Annotated in this window: 26 protein-coding genes; 12 read left to right on the plus strand and 14 right to left on the minus strand. The window is 63.1% G+C overall.

The features are described 5' to 3' along the window. Positions 1 to 8: 8 nt before the first annotated feature. The 6 genes from CPH57_RS03700 to urtE are packed head-to-tail and all read left to right on the plus strand — an operon-like array spanning position 9 to position 6,250. The gene (locus CPH57_RS03700; RefSeq protein WP_033644224.1) at positions 9 to 719 is read left to right on the plus strand and encodes a GntR family transcriptional regulator; all 711 of its coding nucleotides are present in this window, start codon (positions 9 to 11) and stop codon (positions 717 to 719) included. Between the two features lie 35 nt (positions 720 to 754). Beyond that, positions 755 to 2,023, plus strand: coding sequence for an urea ABC transporter substrate-binding protein (urtA, locus tag CPH57_RS03705; RefSeq protein WP_096242050.1), 1,269 nt, complete (start codon positions 755 to 757; stop codon positions 2,021 to 2,023). Positions 2,024 to 2,079: 56 nt separating this feature from the next. Continuing rightward, positions 2,080 to 3,660, plus strand: a complete 1,581-nt coding sequence (urtB, locus tag CPH57_RS03710) for an urea ABC transporter permease subunit UrtB (RefSeq protein WP_046686645.1) — start codon at positions 2,080 to 2,082, stop codon at positions 3,658 to 3,660. Beyond that, on the plus strand, positions 3,660 to 4,736 hold the full coding sequence (gene urtC, locus CPH57_RS03715) for an urea ABC transporter permease subunit UrtC (RefSeq protein WP_033642333.1): 1,077 nt from the start codon (positions 3,660 to 3,662) through the stop codon (positions 4,734 to 4,736). Before urtB ends, urtC begins: the two co-directional genes overlap by 1 nt. Next, complete coding sequence (gene urtD / locus CPH57_RS03720; RefSeq protein WP_015377102.1) at positions 4,733 to 5,539, plus strand: urea ABC transporter ATP-binding protein UrtD; 807 nt, start codon at positions 4,733 to 4,735, stop codon at positions 5,537 to 5,539. Before urtC ends, urtD begins: the two co-directional genes overlap by 4 nt. A gap of 12 nt (positions 5,540 to 5,551) precedes the next feature. After that, positions 5,552 to 6,250 carry an urea ABC transporter ATP-binding subunit UrtE gene (urtE, locus tag CPH57_RS03725; protein ID WP_033642334.1) on the plus strand — a complete coding sequence of 233 codons (699 nt, stop codon included), beginning with the start codon at positions 5,552 to 5,554 and terminating at the stop codon, positions 6,248 to 6,250. Between the two features lie 7 nt (positions 6,251 to 6,257). On the opposite strand, the gene CPH57_RS03730 is transcribed toward urtE, so the two are convergent. Together CPH57_RS03730 and CPH57_RS03735 are read right to left on the minus strand one after the other, a co-directional pair. After that, positions 6,258 to 6,515 carry a type II toxin-antitoxin system RelE/ParE family toxin gene (locus CPH57_RS03730; RefSeq protein WP_231922819.1) on the minus strand — a complete coding sequence of 86 codons (258 nt, stop codon included), beginning with the start codon at positions 6,513 to 6,515 and terminating at the stop codon, positions 6,258 to 6,260. A 26-nt stretch (positions 6,516 to 6,541) separates the two neighbouring features. Then, the gene (locus CPH57_RS03735) at positions 6,542 to 6,805 is read right to left on the minus strand and encodes a type II toxin-antitoxin system ParD family antitoxin (protein ID WP_004939442.1); all 264 of its coding nucleotides are present in this window, start codon (positions 6,803 to 6,805) and stop codon (positions 6,542 to 6,544) included. A 134-nt stretch (positions 6,806 to 6,939) separates the two neighbouring features. On the opposite strand from CPH57_RS03735, the gene CPH57_RS03740 reads away from it, so the two are divergent. After that, positions 6,940 to 7,452, plus strand: a complete 513-nt coding sequence (locus tag CPH57_RS03740) for a DUF2165 family protein (RefSeq protein WP_033642336.1) — start codon at positions 6,940 to 6,942, stop codon at positions 7,450 to 7,452. Positions 7,453 to 7,474: 22 nt separating this feature from the next. Here the strand turns inward: CPH57_RS03740 and CPH57_RS03745 are convergent, their stop codons facing one another. The 5 genes from CPH57_RS03745 to CPH57_RS24650 all read right to left on the minus strand — a co-directional run bounded on the left by CPH57_RS03745 (position 7,475) and on the right by CPH57_RS24650 (position 10,056). Then, entirely contained in the window at positions 7,475 to 7,987 is a 513-nt protein-coding gene (locus CPH57_RS03745; protein ID WP_033642337.1) for a GNAT family N-acetyltransferase, read from the minus strand. A gap of 24 nt (positions 7,988 to 8,011) precedes the next feature. Beyond that, the gene (locus tag CPH57_RS03750) at positions 8,012 to 8,359 is read right to left on the minus strand and encodes a type II toxin-antitoxin system RelE/ParE family toxin (RefSeq protein WP_080273376.1); all 348 of its coding nucleotides are present in this window, start codon (positions 8,357 to 8,359) and stop codon (positions 8,012 to 8,014) included. Next, on the minus strand, positions 8,319 to 8,579 hold the full coding sequence (locus tag CPH57_RS03755) for a type II toxin-antitoxin system Phd/YefM family antitoxin (protein WP_016928576.1): 261 nt from the start codon (positions 8,577 to 8,579) through the stop codon (positions 8,319 to 8,321). Before CPH57_RS03755 ends, CPH57_RS03750 begins: the two co-directional genes overlap by 41 nt. 68 nt (positions 8,580 to 8,647) lie before the next feature. Then, positions 8,648 to 9,883, minus strand: a complete 1,236-nt coding sequence (locus CPH57_RS03760; RefSeq protein ID WP_096242051.1) for an FAD-dependent oxidoreductase — start codon at positions 9,881 to 9,883, stop codon at positions 8,648 to 8,650. A 50-nt stretch (positions 9,884 to 9,933) separates the two neighbouring features. Further along, entirely contained in the window at positions 9,934 to 10,056 is a 123-nt protein-coding gene (locus CPH57_RS24650; RefSeq protein ID WP_221627851.1) for a DUF4865 family protein, read from the minus strand. 105 nt (positions 10,057 to 10,161) lie between these two features. On the opposite strand from CPH57_RS24650, the gene CPH57_RS03765 reads away from it, so the two are divergent. Continuing rightward, positions 10,162 to 11,031, plus strand: a complete 870-nt coding sequence (locus CPH57_RS03765; protein ID WP_025302028.1) for a LysR substrate-binding domain-containing protein — start codon at positions 10,162 to 10,164, stop codon at positions 11,029 to 11,031. On the opposite strand, the gene sseA is transcribed toward CPH57_RS03765, so the two are convergent. Next, entirely contained in the window at positions 11,028 to 11,873 is an 846-nt protein-coding gene (sseA, locus tag CPH57_RS03770) for a 3-mercaptopyruvate sulfurtransferase (RefSeq protein ID WP_096242052.1), read from the minus strand. The genes CPH57_RS03765 and sseA overlap by 4 nt on opposite strands. Before the next feature lie 106 nt (positions 11,874 to 11,979). On the opposite strand from sseA, the gene CPH57_RS03775 reads away from it, so the two are divergent. Next, on the plus strand, positions 11,980 to 12,402 hold the full coding sequence (locus CPH57_RS03775; protein ID WP_096242053.1) for an NUDIX hydrolase: 423 nt from the start codon (positions 11,980 to 11,982) through the stop codon (positions 12,400 to 12,402). Between the two features lie 10 nt (positions 12,403 to 12,412). Here CPH57_RS03775 and CPH57_RS03780 read toward each other — a convergent pair whose 3' ends face one another. The 3 genes from CPH57_RS03780 to CPH57_RS03790 form a co-directional block, all read right to left on the minus strand. Further along, positions 12,413 to 13,078, minus strand: coding sequence for an epimerase (locus CPH57_RS03780; RefSeq protein ID WP_046686650.1), 666 nt, complete (start codon positions 13,076 to 13,078; stop codon positions 12,413 to 12,415). Further along, the gene (locus CPH57_RS03785) at positions 13,075 to 14,100 is read right to left on the minus strand and encodes an AraC family transcriptional regulator (RefSeq protein ID WP_033642344.1); all 1,026 of its coding nucleotides are present in this window, start codon (positions 14,098 to 14,100) and stop codon (positions 13,075 to 13,077) included. Before CPH57_RS03785 ends, CPH57_RS03780 begins: the two co-directional genes overlap by 4 nt. A gap of 81 nt (positions 14,101 to 14,181) precedes the next feature. Further along, the gene (locus CPH57_RS03790; protein ID WP_033642345.1) at positions 14,182 to 15,618 is read right to left on the minus strand and encodes a PLP-dependent aminotransferase family protein; all 1,437 of its coding nucleotides are present in this window, start codon (positions 15,616 to 15,618) and stop codon (positions 14,182 to 14,184) included. A 180-nt stretch (positions 15,619 to 15,798) separates the two neighbouring features. On the opposite strand from CPH57_RS03790, the gene CPH57_RS03795 reads away from it, so the two are divergent. The 3 genes from CPH57_RS03795 to CPH57_RS03805 all read left to right on the plus strand — a co-directional run bounded on the left by CPH57_RS03795 (position 15,799) and on the right by CPH57_RS03805 (position 17,973). Continuing rightward, positions 15,799 to 15,981 carry a DUF1127 domain-containing protein gene (locus CPH57_RS03795; protein WP_071845081.1) on the plus strand — a complete coding sequence of 61 codons (183 nt, stop codon included), beginning with the start codon at positions 15,799 to 15,801 and terminating at the stop codon, positions 15,979 to 15,981. A 9-nt stretch (positions 15,982 to 15,990) separates the two neighbouring features. Then, positions 15,991 to 16,614 carry a glutathione S-transferase family protein gene (locus CPH57_RS03800; RefSeq protein ID WP_047572213.1) on the plus strand — a complete coding sequence of 208 codons (624 nt, stop codon included), beginning with the start codon at positions 15,991 to 15,993 and terminating at the stop codon, positions 16,612 to 16,614. A 228-nt stretch (positions 16,615 to 16,842) separates the two neighbouring features. Further along, a complete protein-coding gene (locus CPH57_RS03805; RefSeq protein ID WP_042783948.1) occupies positions 16,843 to 17,973 on the plus strand; it encodes a Gfo/Idh/MocA family protein in 1,131 nt (376 codons plus the stop codon). Between the two features lie 101 nt (positions 17,974 to 18,074). Here CPH57_RS03805 and CPH57_RS03810 read toward each other — a convergent pair whose 3' ends face one another. The 3 genes from CPH57_RS03810 to CPH57_RS03820 are packed head-to-tail and all read right to left on the minus strand — an operon-like array spanning position 18,075 to position 21,206. After that, positions 18,075 to 19,946 (minus strand): amidohydrolase, encoded by a 1,872-nt coding sequence (locus tag CPH57_RS03810; protein WP_033652684.1) that lies wholly within the window; start codon positions 19,944 to 19,946, stop codon positions 18,075 to 18,077. 21 nt (positions 19,947 to 19,967) lie between these two features. Continuing rightward, positions 19,968 to 20,513, minus strand: coding sequence for an antibiotic biosynthesis monooxygenase (locus tag CPH57_RS03815; RefSeq protein WP_033652685.1), 546 nt, complete (start codon positions 20,511 to 20,513; stop codon positions 19,968 to 19,970). Positions 20,514 to 20,561: 48 nt separating this feature from the next. After that, positions 20,562 to 21,206 (minus strand): hydrolase, encoded by a 645-nt coding sequence (locus CPH57_RS03820; RefSeq protein WP_046686653.1) that lies wholly within the window; start codon positions 21,204 to 21,206, stop codon positions 20,562 to 20,564. Positions 21,207 to 21,277: the final 71 nt, after the last annotated feature.

The following is a 21,277-nucleotide window of genomic DNA, read 5'->3' on the forward strand; positions in this document are numbered from 1 at the left end:
GAGCGATGATGCAAATCACCAACGGAGAGCACAAGGCGCGCCCGGAAGGGTTGGCGGAGCGCATTTATCTGCAGCTCAAGGCCGACATCTTCGAGTTTCGCCTGCTGCCGGGCGATCGCTTCAGCGAAAGCGACGTGGCGCAGCGCATGGCGGCCAGCCGCACGCCGGTGCGTCAGGCGCTGTTTCGGCTGGAGCGCGAAGGCTATGTCGAGGTGTTGTTTCGCAGCGGTTGGCAGGTGCGGCCGTTCGACTTCGCCTACTTCGAAGAGCTGTACGACCTGCGCATCGTGCTGGAGCAAGAGGCGGTGAAACGGCTGTGCGAACGCCCGGCCGGGGAAACGCCGGACGCGCTGGCGGCGCTGAGCCGTTTTTGGACCGAAGCGCCGCGCCTGGCGGACGGCAAGGCGGTGTCGCAGCACGATGAGCAGTTTCATCAGGCGTTGGTGGCCGCGGCGGGCAACGGCGAAATGGCGCGCATTCACCGCGAACTGACCGAAAAGATCCGCATCATTCGCCGGCTGGATTTCACCCAGCAGGCGCGGGTGGACGCCACCTACCGCGAGCACGCCGCCATTTTGCAGGCGATCCTGCAGCGGCAAAGCGGGGCGGCGCAAACGCTGCTCGGCGAGCACATCGCCGTCAGCAAGGCAGAAGTGCGAAAAATAACGCTGCACATGTTGCACCAGGCGCGGGCTCAGCAGCCTGCGCGCTCGGCGTAACGATTTTGATTTCATACACATCAGGAGTTTGAACTATGCAACGTCGTCGTTTTATCAAAGCTTTTGCGCTGTCCGCCGCCGCTGTCGGCCTGGGCCTGGCCTGGAGCGCGCAGGCCGCCGACACCATCAAGGTCGGCATTCTGAGTTCGCTCTCCGGCACCATGGCGATTTCCGAGACGCCGCTGAAGGATGTGGCGCTGATGACCATCGACGAGATCAACGCCAAAGGTGGGGTGCTCGGCAAAAAGCTGGAGCCGGTGGTGGTGGATCCGGCCTCCAACTGGCCGCTGTTCGCCGAAAAGGCGCGCCAGCTGCTGAGCCAGGACAAGGTGGCGGCGGTGTTTGGCTGCTGGACTTCGGTGTCGCGCAAGTCGGTGCTGCCGGTGTTTGAGGAGCTGAACGGCCTGCTGTTCTATCCGGTGCAATACGAAGGCGAAGAGATGTCGCCGAACGTGTTCTACACCGGCGCGGCGCCGAACCAGCAGGCGATCCCGGCGGTGGAATACCTGCTGAGCGAGGACGGCGGCGGCGCCAAGCGCTTCTTCCTGTTGGGCACCGATTACGTCTATCCGCGCACCACCAACAAGATCCTGCGCGCCTTCCTGCACAGCAAAGGCGTGCAGGACAAGGATATCGAAGAGGTCTATACGCCGTTCGGCTACAGCGATTACCAGACCATCGTCGCCAACATCAAGAAGTTCGCCGCCGGCGGCAACACCGCGGTGATCTCCACCATCAACGGCGATTCCAACGTGCCGTTCTACAAAGAACTCGCCAACCAGGGCGTCAAGGCCACCGACGTGCCGGTGATCGCCTTCTCGGTCGGCGAGGAAGAGCTGCGCGGCATCGACACCAAGCCGCTGGTGGGCAACCTGGCGGCCTGGAACTACTTCGAATCGCTGGATAACCCGACCAACAAACAGTTTGTCAGCCAGTGGAAAGCCTACGCCAAGGCGCACAATCTGCCGAATTACGCCACTGCGGTCACCAACGATCCGATGGAGGCCACCTACGTCGGCCTCCACATGTGGGCGCAGGCAGTGGAAAAGGCCGGCACCACCGACGTCGATAAGGTGCGCGCGGCGATGGCCGGGCAAACCTTCGCCGTGCCGTCGGGCTTCACGCTGACTATGGACAAGACCAATCACCACCTGCACAAGCCGGTGATGATCGGCGAGATCGAGGGCAACGGCCAGTTCAACGTGGTGTGGCAGACCGAAGCGCCGGTGCGCGCGCAGCCGTGGAGTCCCTATATCGCCGGCAACGACAAAAAACCGGATTACCCGGTGAAAGGCGGCAAGTAACGTCACTCAGCGCCGGCGCGGCTCGACGCGCGCCGGCCCAACAGAAGAGGCAGCTGATGCAATCTCCGTTTTTATCCTCTCTGCGCGCCGGGCTGTGGCTGTTGTGCGCCTGGCCCCTGCTGGCGCAGGCCGGGCCGGCCGATGAGTTCGCGGCGGCCACTCGCGCGCAGCAGGCTAAACTGCTGCAGGCGTGGGCGGCCGAGCCGGACGCCGCGCGCCTGCCGTTGCTGCAGGGGCTGCAGCAGGAAACCGTGGTGATCGACGGGGCGAAACGCGCCTTTATCCGCCAGGGCGACCGCTATCTGCCGCTTGAAGGTGAGGCGGCCCCGGTTGGCGAGCCGAAGAAAGTGTGGCTGAACAACCGGCTGCGCATTCTGATCGCCAACGCGTTGTCGACGCAGCGGTTGGTCAGCGCGGACGCGGCGGTGCGGCTGCAGGCGGCGACCGCGCTGCAGCGCGAGGCGCAGGGCGAGCAGTTGCCGCTGTTGACCCGGCGGCTGGCGCAGGAGAAAGACCCGCAGGTACGCGACGCGCTGAGCATTGCGCTGGCGAACCTGCAATTGGCCGACGCCAGCCCGCAGGTGCGCTTCAATGCGGTGCGGCTGCTGGGGGAATCGGGCGAGCCGGAAACCCGCGCGCGGCTGCAAGCCTTGACCGATGCGGCCAATGAGCCGGACGCCGCGGTGCGCGCCGAGGCGCAGCGCAGCCTGCAGCGCGTGCAGCACCGCCTGATGATCGGCGATCTGCTCGGCCAGGCGTTCAGCGGCCTGTCGCTCGGTTCGATCCTGCTGCTGGCGGCGCTCGGCCTGGCGATCACCTACGGCCTGCTCGGCGTCATCAATATGGCGCACGGCGAAATGCTGATGCTCGGCGCCTATTCCGCCTATCTGGTGCAGGGGCTGTTTCAGCAGTTGGCGCCGCAGTGGCTGGCGCTCTACCCGCTGGCGGCGCTGCCGGTGGCGTTCGCCATCACCGCCGGGATCGGTATGCTGCTGGAGCGCACGGTGATCCGCCACCTGTACGGCCGGCCGCTGGAAACCCTGCTGGCCACCTGGGGCATCAGCCTGGTGCTGATCCAACTGGTGCGGGTGCTGTTCGGCGCGCAGAACGTCGAGGTCGCCAACCCGGCGTGGCTGTCGGGCGGCGTGCAGCTGTTGCCGAACCTGGTGTTGCCGTGGAACCGCATCGCGGTGATCGCGTTCGTGCTGCTGGTGCTGGCGTTGACCTGGCTGCTGCTGAACAAAACCCGGCTCGGCATGAACGTGCGCGCGGTGACGCAAAACCGCGCGATGGCGGCCTGCTGCGGCGTGCCCACCGGGCGGGTGGACATGCTGGCCTTCGGGTTGGGATCCGGCATCGCCGGGCTCGGCGGGGTGGCGCTGTCGCAGTTGGGCAACGTCGGGCCGGAGCTGGGGCAAGGTTACATCATCGATTCGTTCCTGGTGGTGGTGCTCGGCGGCGTCGGCCAACTGGCGGGGACGGTGGCGGCGGCCTTCGGCCTCGGCATCGTCAACAAGATCCTCGAGCCGCAGATCGGCGCCGTGTTGGGCAAGATCCTGATCCTGGTGCTGATCGTTCTGTTTATTCAAAAGCGTCCGCAGGGGCTGTTCGCCCTTAAGGGCAGGGTGATTGACTGATGAGCCAACCATTGACCGTAACCGGCGTGCAGAAAGCGCCCCGGCTGGCGTTGAGCATCGGCGGGCTGGCGTTGCTGGCGCTGCTGGTCATGCCGTTCATGACGTTGTTGCCGGCGGGTCATCCGCTGGCGGTGTCCACCTATACCCTGACGCTGGCGGGCAAGATCCTGTGCTACGCGGTGGTGGCGGTGGCGCTCGATCTGGTGTGGGGCTATGCCGGGCTGCTGTCGCTCGGCCACGGGCTGTTCTTCGCGCTCGGCGGCTACGCCATGGGCATGTACCTGATGCGGCAGGCGGCGGGCGACGGGCTGCCGGCGTTTATGGCGTTCCTCTCCTGGAACGAGCTGCCGTGGTTCTGGAGCGGCACCCAGCATTTCGCCTGGGCGCTGTGCCTGATCGTGCTGGTGCCGGGCCTGTTGGCTTTCCTGTTCGGCTACTTCGCCTTTCGCTCGAAAATCAAAGGGGTGTACTTCTCGATCATGACCCAGGCGCTGACCTATGCCGGCATGCTGCTGTTCTTTCGCAACGAGACCGGTTTCGGCGGCAATAACGGCTTTACCGGTTTCACCACGCTGCTCGGCTTTCCCATCACCGCCGCCGGCACGCGGGTGGCGCTGTTCCTGGCGACGGTGCTGCTGCTGGCCGCCAGCCTGGCCATCGGCTTTGCGCTGGCGCGCAGCAAGTTCGGCCGGGTACTGACCGCGGTGCGCGATGCGGAAAACCGCCTGACCTTCTGCGGCTACGATCCGAAGGGCTTCAAGCTGTTCGTCTGGACGCTGTCGGCGGTGCTGTGCGGGCTGGCCGGCGCGCTCTATGTGCCGCAGGTCGGCATCATCAACCCCGGCGAAATGTCGCCGACCAACTCGATCGAGGCCGCCATTTGGGTCGCCCTCGGCGGGCGCGGCACCCTGGTGGGGCCGCTGCTCGGCGCCGGCATCGTCAACGGCGCCAAGAGCTGGTTCACCATGGCCATTCCCGAATACTGGCAGTTTTTCCTCGGCCTGATGTTTATCGTCGTCACGTTGTTTCTGCCCAAAGGGGTGATTGGCCTGCTGCGTCGGAGGAAATCCTCATGAAGGCGATGCAAGTGACCGACGAACTGTTTACCCATCCGCTGCCGGCGGACAAATACCGGCAGCAAACCGATCCGGTGCTGCAGCTCGATAACGTCAACGTCAGCTTCGACGGTTTTCGCGCGCTGACCGATCTGTCGCTGCGCATTGGCGTCGGCGAACTGCGCTGCGTGATCGGCCCCAACGGCGCCGGCAAGACCACGCTGATGGATGTGATCACCGGCAAAACCCGGCCGGACAGCGGCAGGGTGTTTTACGACCAGACCGTCGATCTGACCCGGCTGGCGCCGATGCAGATCGCCCATGCCGGCATCGGCCGCAAGTTTCAAAAACCGACGGTGTTCGAGGCGCTGACGGTGTTCGAAAATCTGGAGATCGCCCAGAAAACCCGCAAGTCGGTATGGGCCTGCCTGCGCGCCCGTTTAAGCAGCGAACAGCGAGACCGCATCGACGAGATGCTGAAGACCCTGCGGCTGGGGCACGAGCGCCACCGGCCCGCCGGGCTGCTGTCCCACGGGCAGAAACAGTTTCTCGAGATCGGCATGCTGCTGGTGCAGGAACCGCACCTGCTGTTGCTCGACGAGCCGGCGGCCGGCATGACCGACGCTGAAACCGACTACACCGCCGAACTGTTCCGCGAGCTGGCGGGCAAGCATTCGCTGATGGTGGTGGAGCACGACATGGGGTTTGTGGAAACCATTGCCGATCGCGTGACGGTGCTGCATCAGGGACAGGTGCTGGCGGAAGGATCGCTGGCGCAGGTGCAGGCCGATGAACGGGTGATTGAGGTATATCTGGGGCGCTGAGGAGGCGTAATCATGCTGCAGGTAGAGGAATTGAATCAGTATTACGGCGGCAGCCACATTCTGCGCGGCCTGTCGTTCGAGGCGCGCATCGGCGAGGTGACCTGCCTGCTGGGGCGCAATGGCGTGGGCAAGACCACGCTGCTGAAATGCCTGATGGGGCTGATCCCGGCGCGCAGCGGCAGCGTCCGTTGGCGGGGCGAAACCATCACCGGTAAAAAGCCGCATCAGCGGGTGCAGGCGGGCATCGCCTATGTGCCGCAGGGGCGGGAGATTTTTCCGCGCCTGACGGTGGAGGAAAATCTGCTGATGGGGCTGGCGCGTTTTTCCGGCGCCGACGCGCGCGCGGTGCCGGATCCGATCTATGAACTGTTTCCGGTGCTGCGGCAAATGAAGGATCGGCGCGGCGGCGATCTTTCCGGCGGGCAGCAACAGCAGCTGGCGATCGGCCGGGCGCTGGCCTGCCGGCCGCAGCTGTTGATCCTCGACGAACCGACGGAAGGGATCCAACCTTCGGTGATCAAGGAGATCGGCGCGGTGATCAAACAGCTGGCGGCGCGGGGCGATATGGCGATCCTGCTGGTGGAGCAGTTCTATGACTTCGCCGCCGACCTGGCGGACAGCTATCTGGTGATGTCGCGCGGCAGCATCGTGCAGCGCGGCGCCGGCAGCGCTATGGAACAGGACGGCGTACGCGGGCTGGTGGCGATTTAACGTTGGGTCAGCTGAAAAAGGATTGGCTGAGCGGATCGCGGGAATGATGCAGCACTCTGATGATATTCACCTCCCGCCTGTGCTGTCGAGAATAAATCAGGTGGTTGGCGACGGGCAATACCCATAGGCCGGGGCCGATTGCATCGATGTTTTTGCCGAGTTGGTGGTGGCTAAGGTTATCGAAAGCCTGATGCAGGCGGCGCAGATAATCTTCGGCCACCTGCAAGCCAAAGTGCGCCAACCCGTAAAAATAGATCTCTTCCATATCGTCCAACGCTTTTGGACGAACGGTTACTCTCCTGCGCATCCTTTTGCTTTGCTCCGTATTCTTTCCATGAACACATCACGATCCCATTCGACGGCTTCGCCGCTGTTCTCTCCTTCGGCGATCAAGCGCCTAAGCTCTTCCAGTTTTGAGGCGGCGGTACGTTCGCGCAAAGTGCGCACGGATTCGCGGATGACTTCGCTGGGCGTTCGGTAATCGCCGCTGGCCACCAGGTCTTCGACGAAGCTACGCAGTTCGTCACCCAGATCTACCGTTAGTGTTCTGCCCATTGTTCCTCCTCACTTTCGGCTATGCTGCGTCATTGTAAGATTAGTTCTTACATTGTGCACGTCAAACTATCAGGATCTCAATAGCGGTCCCGTCATGAGGACGGGAGCCACCCGTTTATTCATTAAGGATAACCATGAACGAAATCACTGTGTCACGCCTCGGTTGCATCGTCCTGTCCCTGTTTCCGGCCCTGTGGGGGCTGTTCAGTCTGTTGAACAATACGGCGGATTTCGCCGGCACCGCGCGCAATGCGGTGGGGCCACTGCTCGCCATGCAGGATACTTATCAAACGCCGGGGCTGATGTGGCGCGCGATCAGCGCCGACTGGGCCTGCATGTTGGGGTTGGCGGTCATCACCGCGCTGGAAACGCTGGCCGGCCTATTCGCGGCGGCGGGCGTGGCGCTGATGATCGGGCGATTGAAAGGCCCTTACGCCGCCTTCGCCAAGGGCAAAGCCTGGGCGATGCTGGGGGCGCTTTGCGCGATAACGGTGTGGGGCGTCGGCTTTATGGTGGTCGCCGGCGACTGGTTTATGGCCTGGCAGGCCAAGAAGGATCCGCTGGCGGTGCAGCTGGGGGCGCTGATCTACCTGGCGCCCAATGCGTTTGCCTTGCTGTTCCTGATGCTGCAGCGGGAGCCGCGCTAAACGACGGCGGAGCGGGGCGCGGTTACAGCGCCTTGCTCATATACCAAATGCCTATCGAGCCCTGGGCGCTGGTGTAGCAGGTCTCGCCACAAATGCTCAATCCTTGACGCTGATAAAAACGTTGGGCGCGGGTGTTGCGTTGCAGCACTTCCAGCCACAGCGTTTTTTGCCGACGGTCGATAGCCCGCTGCTGCACCTGTTCGTACAGGCGCTGGCCATAGCCGTTGCCGGCATGGCCCGGCAGAAAATAGATTTTCTGCAGCTCTGCGCCGATGTGCTCGGTTGGTGCCAGCAGGCTGTCGAAGTTCACCCGCGCATAGCCGACGAGGGCGTCATCCTCATGGGCCAACAGCCAGCACACGTCGGGATCGCGCAGCGTCCGTTCCAGCGCGGAGACGGAAAAATCCTCCGCCAGAAAGGCCTCCAGCTCGTGCGGGTAGCGCCACAGCTCACCGAAGTGGGCGCGGTAGGTGCGGATGCCGATATCGCGCACTTGCGTTAAATCTTCCAGCAATGCCTGACGAACGGTGAACATCAGTGCCCCTTTGAGTAAGAAAAATTACAGCCGTTGTTCCAGATGGCGGTGAGGCACCATCGCCTGATGCAGAATGGCGAGAACGGTGATGCCGGCAGGGCGGTTGCGGTAGTAGATCCTATGGCTGGCGTAAGGAAAACTGCGTATCTCTTCGCCCAGATCGTGGAAGTGAGCTTTACCCGCTTCCGGCATATCTGCCAAATGATGCATGACCTCTCTCAACTGCTCAAGATAGCGGCGAGATTGCGCTTGGCCCCAGTGCTCGATGGTGAAATGACGAATAGCCAGCAGATCTTGTTGGGCCTGCGGGGTGAGGCGAAACGCGGGTATCTCAGTCTGTTTCATCGGTGAGCAGACGGTTGAAGAAGGCATCGCCGTCTACCGCCTTACCGGCGTCTTCCTCGGCGGTAGCCTGCGCGATTTTTTGCTGCAGTGCGCTTAATTTGAGATCTTCCAGCGCCTGGTAATCTTCTACAGACATGACGACGGCGACCGGTTTGCCGTTGCGATTGATTTGCACCGGTTCACGCTGCGCCTTGAGCAGCAAATCGCCGAATTGGGTTTTGGCCTCGTTCGCGGTGAGTGCGTACATTTAATCGCTCCAGTTAATTAAATCGTTCGATTTAACCATTATACGGCGCGATGAAAAAATCACCAATGCTATTCCGGCGGGCAGGTTTCGTTGGACAGATGCCGCGGTGTTTCACGGCGAAAACCCAGGCCGATGATGCGGCCGAACAGGCGCGGCAGCCAGCGGCTGTTGCCGACGCGGGCGATCAGGCGCGAGCCGCCCGCCGCGCGGCGTTCGCCCGGCTTGCGCTGGCTCATTTTGATCTGCAAAAACTGGATGGCGCGAGTGGGGAATTCGCGCCGGCGCTGCACGCTCAGCAGATGCTTCAGCTGCAGCCGATGCTGGCGCAGCGGCGGGATCAGGGCGTTGGCGGCGGCCACCGCGTCCTGAATCGCCAGGTTGACGCCCACGCCGCCGATCGGCGACATGGCGTGCGCGGCGTCGCCGATGCACAGCACTCCCGGTTTGGCCCAGCGATCCAGACGATCGATGCGAATGCTCAGCAGCTTCACCTGATCCCACTCGACGATCTCCTGCAGACGATCGTCCTGGAATGGCGCCACCTCGGCGAGGTGCAGCAAAAATTTCTCCAGGCCGCTACCGCGGATCGCGTCGAAGCTGCCTTTATCGATCGAGTAGCCGCACTGCCAGTAGTCGCCGCGATCGATCATGATGAAGTTCTGCTTCGGCCCGGTGTGGCCCATCGACCAGGCCGGATCGCCCGGCTGCTTGCTGAGCTTCATCCACACAACGTCGCGCGGCGCGCCGAAGGAACGGCTGCTGAGCGCCGCCTGCTCGCGCACCACCGAGTTGCGGCCGTCGGTGCCGATCACCAGCTGGCTGCGCACGCGGATCGGGCCTTCCGGCGTGTCGGCCAGCACGCCGCATACCTGGCCGCGGTCGTACAGCAGCTCATGAACCTGCGCCGAGGTCAGCAGCCTGAAGTTGGGGAAGGCGGCGGCCTGCTGGGCCAAAAAGTTGAGGAACTCCCACTGCGGCATAAAGGCGATAAATTTGCAGCGCGTCGGCAGGCGGGTGAAATCCGCCAGCTTGATGTCGCGCCCGGCGACTTCGGCGTGCAGGGACTCCGCACGCTGGTGCGGCAACGTCAGCAGTTCGTCGAGCAGGCCCAGTTGGTGCATGACTTCCAGCGTCGACGGGTGAATGGTGTCACCGCGAAAATCGCGCAGGAAGTCGGCGTGCTTCTCCAGCACCGTCACGTCGATCCCCGCCCGCGCCAGCAGATAGCCGAGCATCAGCCCGGCGGGGCCGCCCCCCACGATGCAGCAGGTGGTGGCGTAAGGTGTGATCGGTGATGACGGCATGGCGGTTGACCCCGGAGAGCGGCCGCATCCCGCGAGCCGCAAGTGAATGTTCAATATTGATAATGATTATCAATATCAAGTTTGGCTGTCAACCCGCAGCGCAGTGTGGTCAAAGGGGCGGACAGAGGATCGAAACCGACGGGCAGGGTGAAACGGTATTGCATCGCGAGCATAAGGATTCTCCGTAAAGACATTGACCCGGAGAGCGTGACACGCCATCTTTATCAGTAAAATCGGTATTATTTTGATTGATGGTTCAGAAAATCAGGATGGTCAGCATGGGACGAATAACGTTCGATCTCGAAGATTTGCGCAGCTTTGTCACCGGCGTCGAACTGGGCAGTTTCGCCAAGGCGGCTGAACGGCTGGGGCGTTCGACGTCGGCGGTCAGCGCCCACCTGAAAAAGCTGGAACAGCAGGTCGGCGCGCCGATCCTGCGCAAGGCCGGGCGCGGCATGGTGATGACCGAGGCGGGGGAAACCCTGCTTGGCTACGCGCGCCGTCTGCTGGAGCTCAATGATGAAGCCGCCGCCGCGGTGCGCGGGTTGGATCTGCAGGGCACGGTGCGGCTGGGGTTGCAGGAGGATTTTGGCGAGACGTTTCTGCCGCAGGTATTGGGCAGCTTCGCGCGCGCCAATCCGAAGGTGCGCATCGAGGCGCGCATCGCCCGCAATGCCGAGCTGATCGACTGGGTGCTGAAAGGCCAGCTGGATCTGTCGCTGGCGTGGGATGGCGGTCTGAGCACGCCGTTTCATCAGGCGCTGGGGCAGCGGCAGCTGCACTGGATAGCCTCGCCCGGCTTCGCGTTGGCGCCGTGGCGAGAAGGGGACGAGCCGTTGCCGTTGGTGATGTTCGACGCGCCCTGTCTGATGCGCAGCGCGGCGACGCAGGCGCTGGATCGCGCCGGCATTCCCTGGCGCATCGCCTTTACCAGCCGCAGCCTGAATGGCGTGTGGGCGGCGGTGAGCGCCGGGTTGGGCGTCACGGTGCGCACGGCGGCGGGGTTGCCGCCCGGCCTGTCACCGCTGGCCCCCGATCTGCTGCCCGCTCTCGGCCAACTCGGCGTAGTGCTGCACCGCGCCGAGGATCAGCCCTCGGCGGCCGTGCAGCGGCTGGCGCAGATTGTGGTCGAGCGGATCGAAACTTAATCTTGGGCGATCGGCTGCTTGCCGCTCAGCTGGCCCCATTCGCTCCAGGCGCCGTCATACAGTTTGACCTGCGGTGCGCCGAGCGACAGCAGGCCAAACGCCAGCACCGCCGCCGTCACGCCGGAGCCACAGCTGGTGATGATCGGGCCGTTAATGTCCACGCCCTTGTCGCTGAAGGTTTGGCGCAGCGCGTCCAGCGATTTGAAGCGGCCGTTTTCCAGCAGCTCGCCGTACGGAATGTTGATGCTGCCGGGAATATGACCGCGGTGCAGGCCGGGGCGCGGCTCCGGTGCTTCGGCATAAAAGCGCGGTGCGGCGCGCGCGTCGAGAATTTGCACCGGCGTGCCTAATGCTTGCTCCACTTGCCGCATATCCACCACCGCGTCGGCGTTGAACCGGGCGTTGAACGTCTGCGGTTCAGGCTGCGCCGGGCCGGTTGCCAGCGCTTGCCCCAGCGCGGTCCAGCCGTTCAGCCCTTCGTCCAGCACGTAAACGCGCTCGGCGCCGAAATTGCGGAAGGTCCACCAGCCGCGCGGTGCGGAGAACTGGTTGCCCTCATCGTAAATCACCAGGGTATCGCGCTCGCTGATGCCCAGCTTGCCCACCGCCGCGCCAAACTCCGCCGCCGTCGGCAGCATGTGCGGCAGCGCGGTGTTTTTGTCCGCCACCTCGTCGATATCGAAATAGACCGCGCCGGGGATATGGCCGCGTTCGAACTCGGCAAGCATGTCCTTTTTCGGCGTCAGCCCCACCGGCGACATCCGAACGTCGATCACCACCAGATTTTCATCGTTGATATGTTGCGCAAGCCATTGAGGGGTCACCAGAAACGGAGAGTTCATCGTTATTGTTCGCCTGTTGTGAAAACGGATTTTCACTATACACCAGGCCGCGCGGGGATGAAGTATGATGTTCAGTCAAAGGGGATGGGCGGGGAGCGGAGAAAACATGACGGACCAGGCGTTTGGCGGAGCCAAGATAGCGTTGCTGTGCGACGATCGCTTACTGGTTTACCTACGGGACGACAAACCGGGCATTCCGTGGCCCGGCCTGTGGGATCTGCCCGGCGGCGGGCGGGAAAACGGCGAAACGCCGCTGCAGTGCGTGCAGCGGGAAACGCAGGAAGAGTTTGGCGTGACGATCGCCGCACGTCAGGTTGTCTGGCGGCGGCGCTACGACGGCGTTCTGCCCGGCTCCCCGCCGACCTGGTTTATGGCCGGCGAGATAACGCCGGCGCAGATCGCCGCCATCCGCTTTGGCAATGAGGGCCAGCGTTGGCTGATGATGCCGGTAGCGCAGTTCATTGATCATCCGCAGGGCATCGAACATCTGCGCCGCCGGGTGGCGGAGTATTGGCGGCGGCGCGGTTGATGACGGTATTTCAGCGCGTCGCCAGTTGATTGATCTGCGGCGGCTCCAGGATGCGCAAGGCCGTTTCCCGGCGCGCCACCGCCAGCATCGCCAGCCCGATTCGTTCGGTGCTGCTCACCTGCGCGGGAAACAGTCGCAATGCGCCGAGCCACAGCGGCTTGAACAGCCGATAAATCAGATCGTATGTGCGGACTTTGGAGCGAATGCCGTGCAGCGGCACAATGGCGCCGGGGCGGAACATCACCGCGTGGAACGGCAGCGCCAGCAGCGCGTTTTCGGTGGCGCCCTTGACCCTGGCCCACATGCTGCGGCCGCGTTCGCTGCTGTCGGTGCCGACGCCGGAAACGTAGAGGAAGACCATCGTCGGATTCAGCCTCGCCAGCGGGCGGGCGGCGGCCAGCGTCAGATCGTAAGTCACCGCGCGATATTCGGCTTCGCTCAGGCCGGCGGACGAAATCCCCAGGCAGAAGAAACAGGCGTCATAGCCGGCGAGCTGCGGCTCCAGCGCCGACAGATCACGCAGATCGGGCAGGGAGAGCTGGCGCAGCTTGGCGTGGCTCTGCGCCACCGGACGACGGCCGATGCTGAGCACCTCGCTGACGCGCGGATCGCGCAGGCATTCCCGCAACGCGCCCTGGCCCACCATGCCGCTGGCGCCGAAGATAATCACTTTCATGCTCTGTTCTCCCACTGGCCGGCGGTGCGCTGCATGCGCCAGCGGCTGGGCGTCAGCGCTTCCCACTGAATAAAGGCGCGGCTGAACGAATTCAGCTCTTCGAATCCCAGCACAAAGGCGATTTCCCCTGGCTCAAGATCGGTCTCCGCCAACAAGCGGCAGGCGGTGCGGTGGCGGGTTTTGTCCAACAACTGCTGGTAGCTGTAGCCGTGCCGTTGCAGACGGCGCTGCAGCGTGCGTGGGCTGAGATAGAGCTCCGCGGCCACGCTGTTGACGCTGGGGCGCTGGCCGCGCATGCTGCGGCCGAGGATCGTCATCACCTGTGTGGGCAAGTCTTGCTCGGCGCGCGCTTCGGCCAACTCGGCCTCCAGCTCCGGCAGCAGCAGCGCCAGCATGTCCTGGTCGTGGGTGATAAGCGGCTGCTGCATCAGCGCACGGTCAAATACCAGCACGTCCAGCGGCGCGTCGAATCGCACCGGGCAGCCGAAGTGGCGCAGCAGCGGTGAGTGGGGATCGCGACGGCGGGTCACCTCAAGCGCCTTGGGCTGCAGCGGTAAACCGGTGCCACGGCGGCACAGGGTGGTGATAGAGGCGAACATGGTGTCTATCAGCAATTCCGGCGTATGGTCCTCGATCATCGTCCAACGCGTATGCAGCCGAACGCTGTCGCCATCTTCCTCCAGCATCAGTTCTTCCGGGCACACCAACCGTTTGTAGCGCGCGACTTTACGCAGGGCCTCGCCCATCGTGGCGGAGTGCAGTGCGGCGACCGACGCGATATCGTAATGCTCCGGCGCGACGTCGCCGCCCAGCCGCAGACCAAAGGCGGGATCGTCGCTCAGTTGGGCGAGGGCGCGCCAGACGGCGAAGAACTGGTGGGTGGTCAACCGCACTTTTACGCGCCGCTCGCTGAGCAGCCCGGCGGGCAAGCCGGCTAACTGACCGACCCGTTCGAGATCGACGCCTTGCGCCGCGAGGCGCACCGCCAACGCGTTGGAAACCGGAATTTGATCGCTGCTCATGGTTGTTGCCTGCCAGTGGTAAGAGAAGGCATTACTCTAAAACAGCCTGTCCGTGCGCCGATAATCCGATCGCGTCAAGATTTAATCCGATTGCGCCAAACTGTCGGTCGGCATCAGCGCCTGGATGGTGGCGCCGACCCGTTGTACCGCCTGTTCGATCTCCGTCGTCAGCGTCGGCGCATAGTTGATGCGCAGACAGTTGCGATACTTGCCGGCGGCGGAAAAAATGCTGCCGACGGCGATTTGCACGCCTTGCTGTTCAAGATGGCGGTTCAGCCGCAGGGTGTCGAACGCCTCGTCCAGTTCGATCCACAGCATAAAACCGCCGCGCGGCCGGCTGACGCGGGTGCCGGCCGGGAAGTATTTCAGGATCAGATCGGTCATGCGGTCGCGGTTTTGCTGGTAGCGGGCGCGCATGCGCCGCAGGTGCTTCAGATAGTGCCCGCCGCGGATGAAGTCGGCGATCGCCAGCTGCGGCTGCGTGGCGGTGGCGCCGGAGCCGATGAACTTCATGTGCAGCACCCGCTCCAGATAACGGCCGGGCGCGATCCAGCCCACGCGCAGCCCCGGCGCCAACGTTTTGGAAAACGAGCTGCACAGCAGCACGCGGCCATCTTCGTCGAACGATTTGATGGTGCGCGGCCGCGGGTAGTGATAGGCGATGTCGCCGTAAACGTCATCCTCGATGATCGCCGCGTCGTGGCGCTGCGCCAGCGTCAGCAGCCGCTGTTTATGGGCGTCGGGCATGATGTAGCCCAGTGGGTTGTTGCAGTTGGGCGTCAGCAGGACGGCCTTGACCGGCCACTGTTCCAGCGCCATCTCCAGTGCCGCCAGGCTCACGCCGGTCAGCGGATCGGTGGGGATTTCCAGCGCTTTGATGCCCAATCCCTTCAGCGTTTGCATGGTGCCGTGGAAACAGGGGGAATCGACCGCCACGATGTCGCCGGGTTGGCAAACGGCGCGCAGCCCGGCGGAGATCGCTTCCTGACAGCCGGTGGTGATCAGCAACTGATCGGCGCCGATTTGGCAGCCGGAATCCAGCAGCAGGCGAGCGACCTGTTCGCGCAGCGCGGTCACGCCCTGGATGCTGTCGTAATACAGGCTGCGCAAGTCGCCGTGACGGGCGGCGTTGCGCAGGGCGACGATCAGCGGTTTCATCGTCGGCTCGGCGATGTCCGGCATGCCGCGCCCCAGTTGGATCAGGCCCTCGCGCGGCCGGGTGCGCACCAGTTCCAGCACCTGTTCCCATTGCGAAATGTCCACCGGCCGCTGCGTCGGCGCCGTCATGGCGGGCAGCTCGGCCTGCGTGCGCTGCGCATGCACGAAGTAGCCCGATTTCGGTCGCGCTTCCACCAGGCGCCGTTCTTCCAGCAGGCGGTAGGCTTGTTGCACCGTGCTGATGCTGACGCCGTGTTCCAGGCTCAGCGCGCGCACCGAAGGCAAGCGGTGGCCGACCGGATACAGCCCTTGCTGAATGCGTTGGCTGAGAATGGCGGCCAGCGTGGCGTAGCGTGTCATACAGATATCCCTCATCAGGAAAAGCAACCGAAAAACCGGTACAGATGCCTCAAAAGTAAACCATTCAGCGCATTTTGGTATGCAGCTGTATGAAAAAAATAACGCTAACGTGCATCTGTATTGTTTTTTGCCCGGCGCGCATCATCACAACAAGGCGAAAACATCAGGGGGAATAATAAGATGGCTCTGTTTGATGGCATGACGACGTGGCGACGGGGAGGCTGGTCACGCTGGCGTTGGTATTTGTTGCGTCGCAGAACGCGCAGAGAGTTACTGCTGCTGAACGACAGGCAACTGGCGGATATCGGCCTGACGCGGGCGGATGCCTGGCGGGAAGGGTATAAACCGTTCTGGAGAGAATAAGGAAAGCGGATGCTGAAATTATTGGGCAAAGCCTCATCGATCAACGTGCGCAAGGTGCTGTGGACCAGCCATGAGCTGGGGCTGACGTTGGAACGGGAAGACTGGGGCAGCGGCTTTCGCTCCACGCAGGAACCCGAGTTTTTGGCGCTCAATCCCAACGGCCTGGTGCCGGTGCTGATCGACGGCGCACGGGTGCTGTGGGAATCGAACACCATTTGCCGCTATCTGGCGGGGCGGGAAGGGCGCCGCGATCTGCTGCCGCAGGAACCCGGCGCGCGCGCGGCGGTGGAGATGTGGATGGACTGGCAGGCCACCGATCTGAACGGCGCCTGGCGCTATGTGTTCATGTCGCGCGTGCGCGGGCATGCGGATTACCAGGATGCCGCCAGCCTGGCCGCCGCCGAGCGCGAGTGGAATCGGCTGATGGGCTTGCTGGATGCGCATTTGGCGCAGCACGGCCCTTACGCCGCCGGCGCTGCCTTCACGCTGGCGGACGTAGTGCTGGGGCTGTCGCTCAACCGCTGGCTGATGACGCCGTTCGAGCGGCCGGAGTATGCGGGGCTGGCGGCCTATCAGCAGCGCCTGCTGCAACGCCCTGGCTACGTTCAGCACGGTGCCAACGGTTTACCGTAATATGAAATAAATGGTTCATTTTACCTTATCCGGATACGGCAACGCCGCGTTCGGATTTTCCTTTTTGCATCATCCTATCAACGTTTCATGAACGACATCACGAATCCGAACTTTCTTTTTCCGTGCGCTTGTTATTGAAATTTATATTCCATATAAAACCGTTATCAGCTGGCGCGTTTCACTCAGGGCGCCGGGTTTCAGGCAAGATTTCGGTCACGGGAGAGGATGATGAAACAGGTACGCGTTGGATTAATCGGCACCGGCTATATCGGGCGTTGTCACGCTATCGCTTATGCGCAGGCCCCCACGGTCTTTCCCCTTAAAGGGGATCTGGTGCTGGAGATGTTGGCGGAGGTGACGCCCGAGCTGGCGGCGCAACGCGCGGCCGAGTTCGGCTTTGCGCGTTCGACCGGCGACTGGCGGCAGCTGGTGGCCGATCCGGCGATCGACGTGGTGGACATCTGCGCCCCCAACTTCTTGCACAAAGAGATGGCGCTGGCGGCGATCCGCCACGGCAAGCACGTGTATTCGGAAAAACCGCTGGCGCTGGATGCCGCCGACGCGGCGGAGATGGTGCAGGCCGCCCGCGCCAAGGGGGTGAAAACGCTGGTCGGTTTCAACTACATGAAAAACCCCACCAGCCAGCTGGCGCGCGAGATCATCGCCAACGGCGAAATCGGCGAGGTGGTGCATTTTTACGGCACCCACAATGAGGATTACCTGGCCGACCCGCGCACGCCGATCGACTGGCACTGCCGCCGCGCCAGCGCCGGGCTGGGCGCGTTGGGGGATCTGGCGGCGCACATCGTCAATATGGCGCACTACCTGGTGGGCGATATCGTGGCGGTCTCTGGCGATATGCAGACCGTGATCAAACAGCGGCCGGATCCGCAAGACCCGTCGCGTATGCATCCGGTGGAAAACGAAGATCAGGCCGGCGCGCTGCTGCGTTTCGCCGGCGGGGCGATGGGCACTATCGAAACGTCGCGCATCGCCTGCGGGCGCAAGATGGGGCTGACCTATGTGGTTACCGGCACCAAAGGCACGCTGAGTTATACCCAGGAACGGATGGCCGAACTGAAGCTGTATCGACACGATGAACCGGCGGAGCGGCAGGGGTTCAAGACGTTGCTGGTGGGGCCGAAGCACCCGGACTATGCGGCGTTTTGCATCAGCGCCGGGCACGGCATTGGTTTTAACGATCAGAAGACGGTAGAGATCCGCGATCTGGTCAACGGCATCGCCGCGGGCGATCGCATGTGGCCGGACTTTGAAGAGGGCTGGAAGGTGTCGTGCGTGCTGGACGCGATAGCCGCCTCCGCCGAGCAGCGGCGCTGGCTGGAGATCAACCGCGATTGAAAAGGAAATGGCGCTCTCCGCGGACAGCGCCATTAATTTATTATTTTGCCAGCTTAATAGCTTATTAAATTAATTTTATAATAAGTTATTGGCTTGATAACTTAGAACGAGAAACACGAACAGCCGAACGCGCCCCAGAAGGCATTCTCGTCCGACACCGGGATGCTGGAGCGGCGCGCGATGTCATGCTGGTGCGCGTGCACGCCGCACGGGCCGCAGCATTGGTGCGCCTGGCTCACTACCCCGACGCGGGCCGCCGCCGACGGCGGCGCGGAGCGGTAATGGCCCGGCACCTGGGTGACCGGCGACCACTCCGGCAGCACCGGCAGCGGCGGCGGCGCCAGCGGCGAGAAGCTGCCGGCGGCGTAGACCACCTTGCCGTCCACCACCGTCATTACCGACTCGATGCCTTTGATCTGCTCTTCCGGCACGCTGAAGTAGTCCTGCGACAGCACCGCCAAATCCGCCAGTTGGCCGACCTTGATCTGGCCTTTCTTGCCCTGTTCGGTGGAGAACCAGGCGCTGCCCTGGGTCCACAGCATCAGCGCCGTTTCGCGATCCAGCCGGGCGCTGTCGTCGTACATCGCCATGCCGCCGACGGTGCGGCCGGAGACCAGCCAGTACAGCGCCGTCCACGGGTTGTAGCTGGCGACGCGGGTGGCGTCGGTGCCCAGCCCGACCGGCAGCTCGGCCGCCAACATTTTCGCTACCGGCGGCGTATGTTTGGTGGCTTCGATGCCGTAGCGGTCGGCGAAATATTCCCCCTGGAACGCCATGCGGTGCTGGACCGCAATGCCGCCGCCCAGCGCCTTGACGCGCTCGATATTGCGTTCGGTAATGGTTTCGGCGTGGTCGAACAGCCAGTGCAGGCCGTTGAACGGAATATCGCGGTTCACCTTCTCGAACACGTCCAGCATGCGGCTGATGGATTCGTCATAGGTGGCGTGCAGGCGGAACGGCCAGCGGTGCTCGACCAGATGGCGCACCACCCGCTCCAGCTCGTCTTCGGTGCCCGGCGGCAGATCCGGGCGCGGCTGCAGGAAGTCTTCGAAGTCGGCGGCGGAAAACACCAGCATCTCGCCGGCGCCGTTGTGGCGATAGAAGTCGGTGCCCTGGCCCGGTTTGAGCATGTCGGTCCACAGCTCGAAGTCTTCCAGTTCCTGCTTCGGCCGCTGGGTGAACAGGTTATAGGCGATGCGGATGGTCAGCTGCTTTTTCTCGTGCAGCTCGGCGATCACCTGATAATCCTCCGGGTAGTTCTGGAAACCGCCGCCGGCGTCGATGGCGCTGGTGAGGCCGAGGCGGTTCAGCTCACGCATAAACTGGCGGGTGGAGTTGACCTGCTGTTCCAGCGGCAGCTTCGGCCCTTTCGCCAGCGTGGCGTACAGGATCATGGCGTTGGGTTTGGCGATCAGCATGCCGGTCGGGTTGCCGTTGGCGTCGCGCTGGATCTCGCCGCCCGGCGGGTTCGGCGTGTCTTTGGTGTAGCCGACTACCTTCAGCGCCGCGCGGTTGAGCAGCGCGCGATCGTATAAATGCAGAATAAATACCGGCGTGTCCGGCGCCGCCTGGTTGATTTCGTCCAGCGTCGGCATGCGGCGTTCGGCAAACTGGAACTCGGTCCAGCCGCCGACCACCCGCACCCATTGCGGGCTCGGCGTGCGCAGCGCCTGCTCTTTCAACATGCGCAGCGCGTCGGCCAGCGAAGGCACGCCTTCCCAGCGCAGCTCCAGGTTGTAGTTCAGGCCGCCGCGGATCAGGTGCAGGTGCGAGTCGTTCAGGCCCGGAATGGCGGTGTGGCCGTGCAGATCGATCACCTGGGTTTCCGGCCCGGCGTGTTGCATGACTTCGGCTTCGCTGCCGACCGCCAGAAACTTGCCGTCGCGAATGGCGACCGCCTGCGCAGTGAGGTTTTGGCGGTCAACGGTGTGAAATTTGCCGTTGGTGAGGATCAATGAAGCGTGGTGGTTCATAACATTCTCCCGGCGAACCGCCTAGCGGCGGATCAGCCATTGATGAAAAACGCGAGTCACGATGGGCATCCACAGGTACACCACCAGGGCGACCACGGTGGCGTCATTGAGAAAATGGCCGAGCAGCGTGCCGTTCAACTGCGGCAGCGCCAGCCCCCAAAACCAGGGCACCAGATTGGTGGAAGGGAAGATCACCAGCAGGGTGATGATGAACTGCTTCCACTGGGGCGGTTGGCGCACGCCGGGGTTGGGCGGGGTAAACCAGAACTCCGCGCCGGGGCGGATCTCGATATGGTCATTCTCCAGCAACAGCGGAGTGACTTCTTCGATGTATTGCTTGCGCAGCGGCGAGTTGAGCCAGCGGTAGAGATTATCGACATTGTCGAAGCGGACCAGCACCGTATAGGCCTGTTCGCTGTCGGATGGGCGGATGACGTTGACGCCCAGATGGCCGGTGAAGCCCGCGGCGTCCGGCATGATGCGGTTCAGCCAGGCCTCATAGGCCTGCTCGTTCCCCGGCGCCAAACGGTGGGTGATCACCAGCGTGACATGCTGCGGATGGGCCATAAAACCGACTCCTGAAAATACCCCGGCGCGGGGCCGGGGCAGGGGGAATTATTTCACCGTGCGGGCCGGTGCGTGGTGCACCATGGTGTAAGCGTAGTCGACGCCCATGCCGTACGCGCCGCTGTGTTCGCGCACCAGCGCCATCACCGCGTCGTAGGTGTCTTTGCGCGCCCAGTCGCGTTGGTACTCCAGCAGCACCTGCTGCCAGGTCACCGGTACGGCGCCGGCCTGCACCATGCGTTCGATCGAGCGCTCGTGCGCATCGACGGAGGTACCGCCGGAGGTGTCGGTCACCACATACACTTCATAGCCGGCCTCCAGCGCCATCAGCGCCGGGAAGGTCAGGCACACTTCGGTCCACAGCGCGGAGATCACCAGCTTTTTGCGGCCGGTGGCTTCCACGGCTTTGACGAAGGCCGCGTCTTCCCAGGAGTTCATCGAGGTGCGTTCAATCGGGGTGATTTCAGGGTGTACCGCCAGCAGTTCCGGCCAGATATAGCCGCTGAAGCTTTCGGTTTCGACCGAGGTGAAAAGGGTAGGGACGTTGAAAATCTTGCCTGCCTTCGCCAAACCAACAACGTTGTTTTTCAGTTGCTGACGATCAATATTAGCCACGCCGAAGGCCATTTGTGGTTGATGATCGATAAAAATCAGTGCGGAGTTGTCTTTATCAAGTAGTTGAAACTTGGACATAATTTACCTTCCCAGTGATATTTCGGTTGAACATCTGATGAGTGTAACGCCGATAAAACCCATGGTAGGCA

Source organism: Serratia sp. JKS000199 (assembly GCF_900215455.1).
Classification (GTDB): Bacteria; Pseudomonadota; Gammaproteobacteria; order Enterobacterales; family Enterobacteriaceae; genus Serratia; species Serratia ureilytica.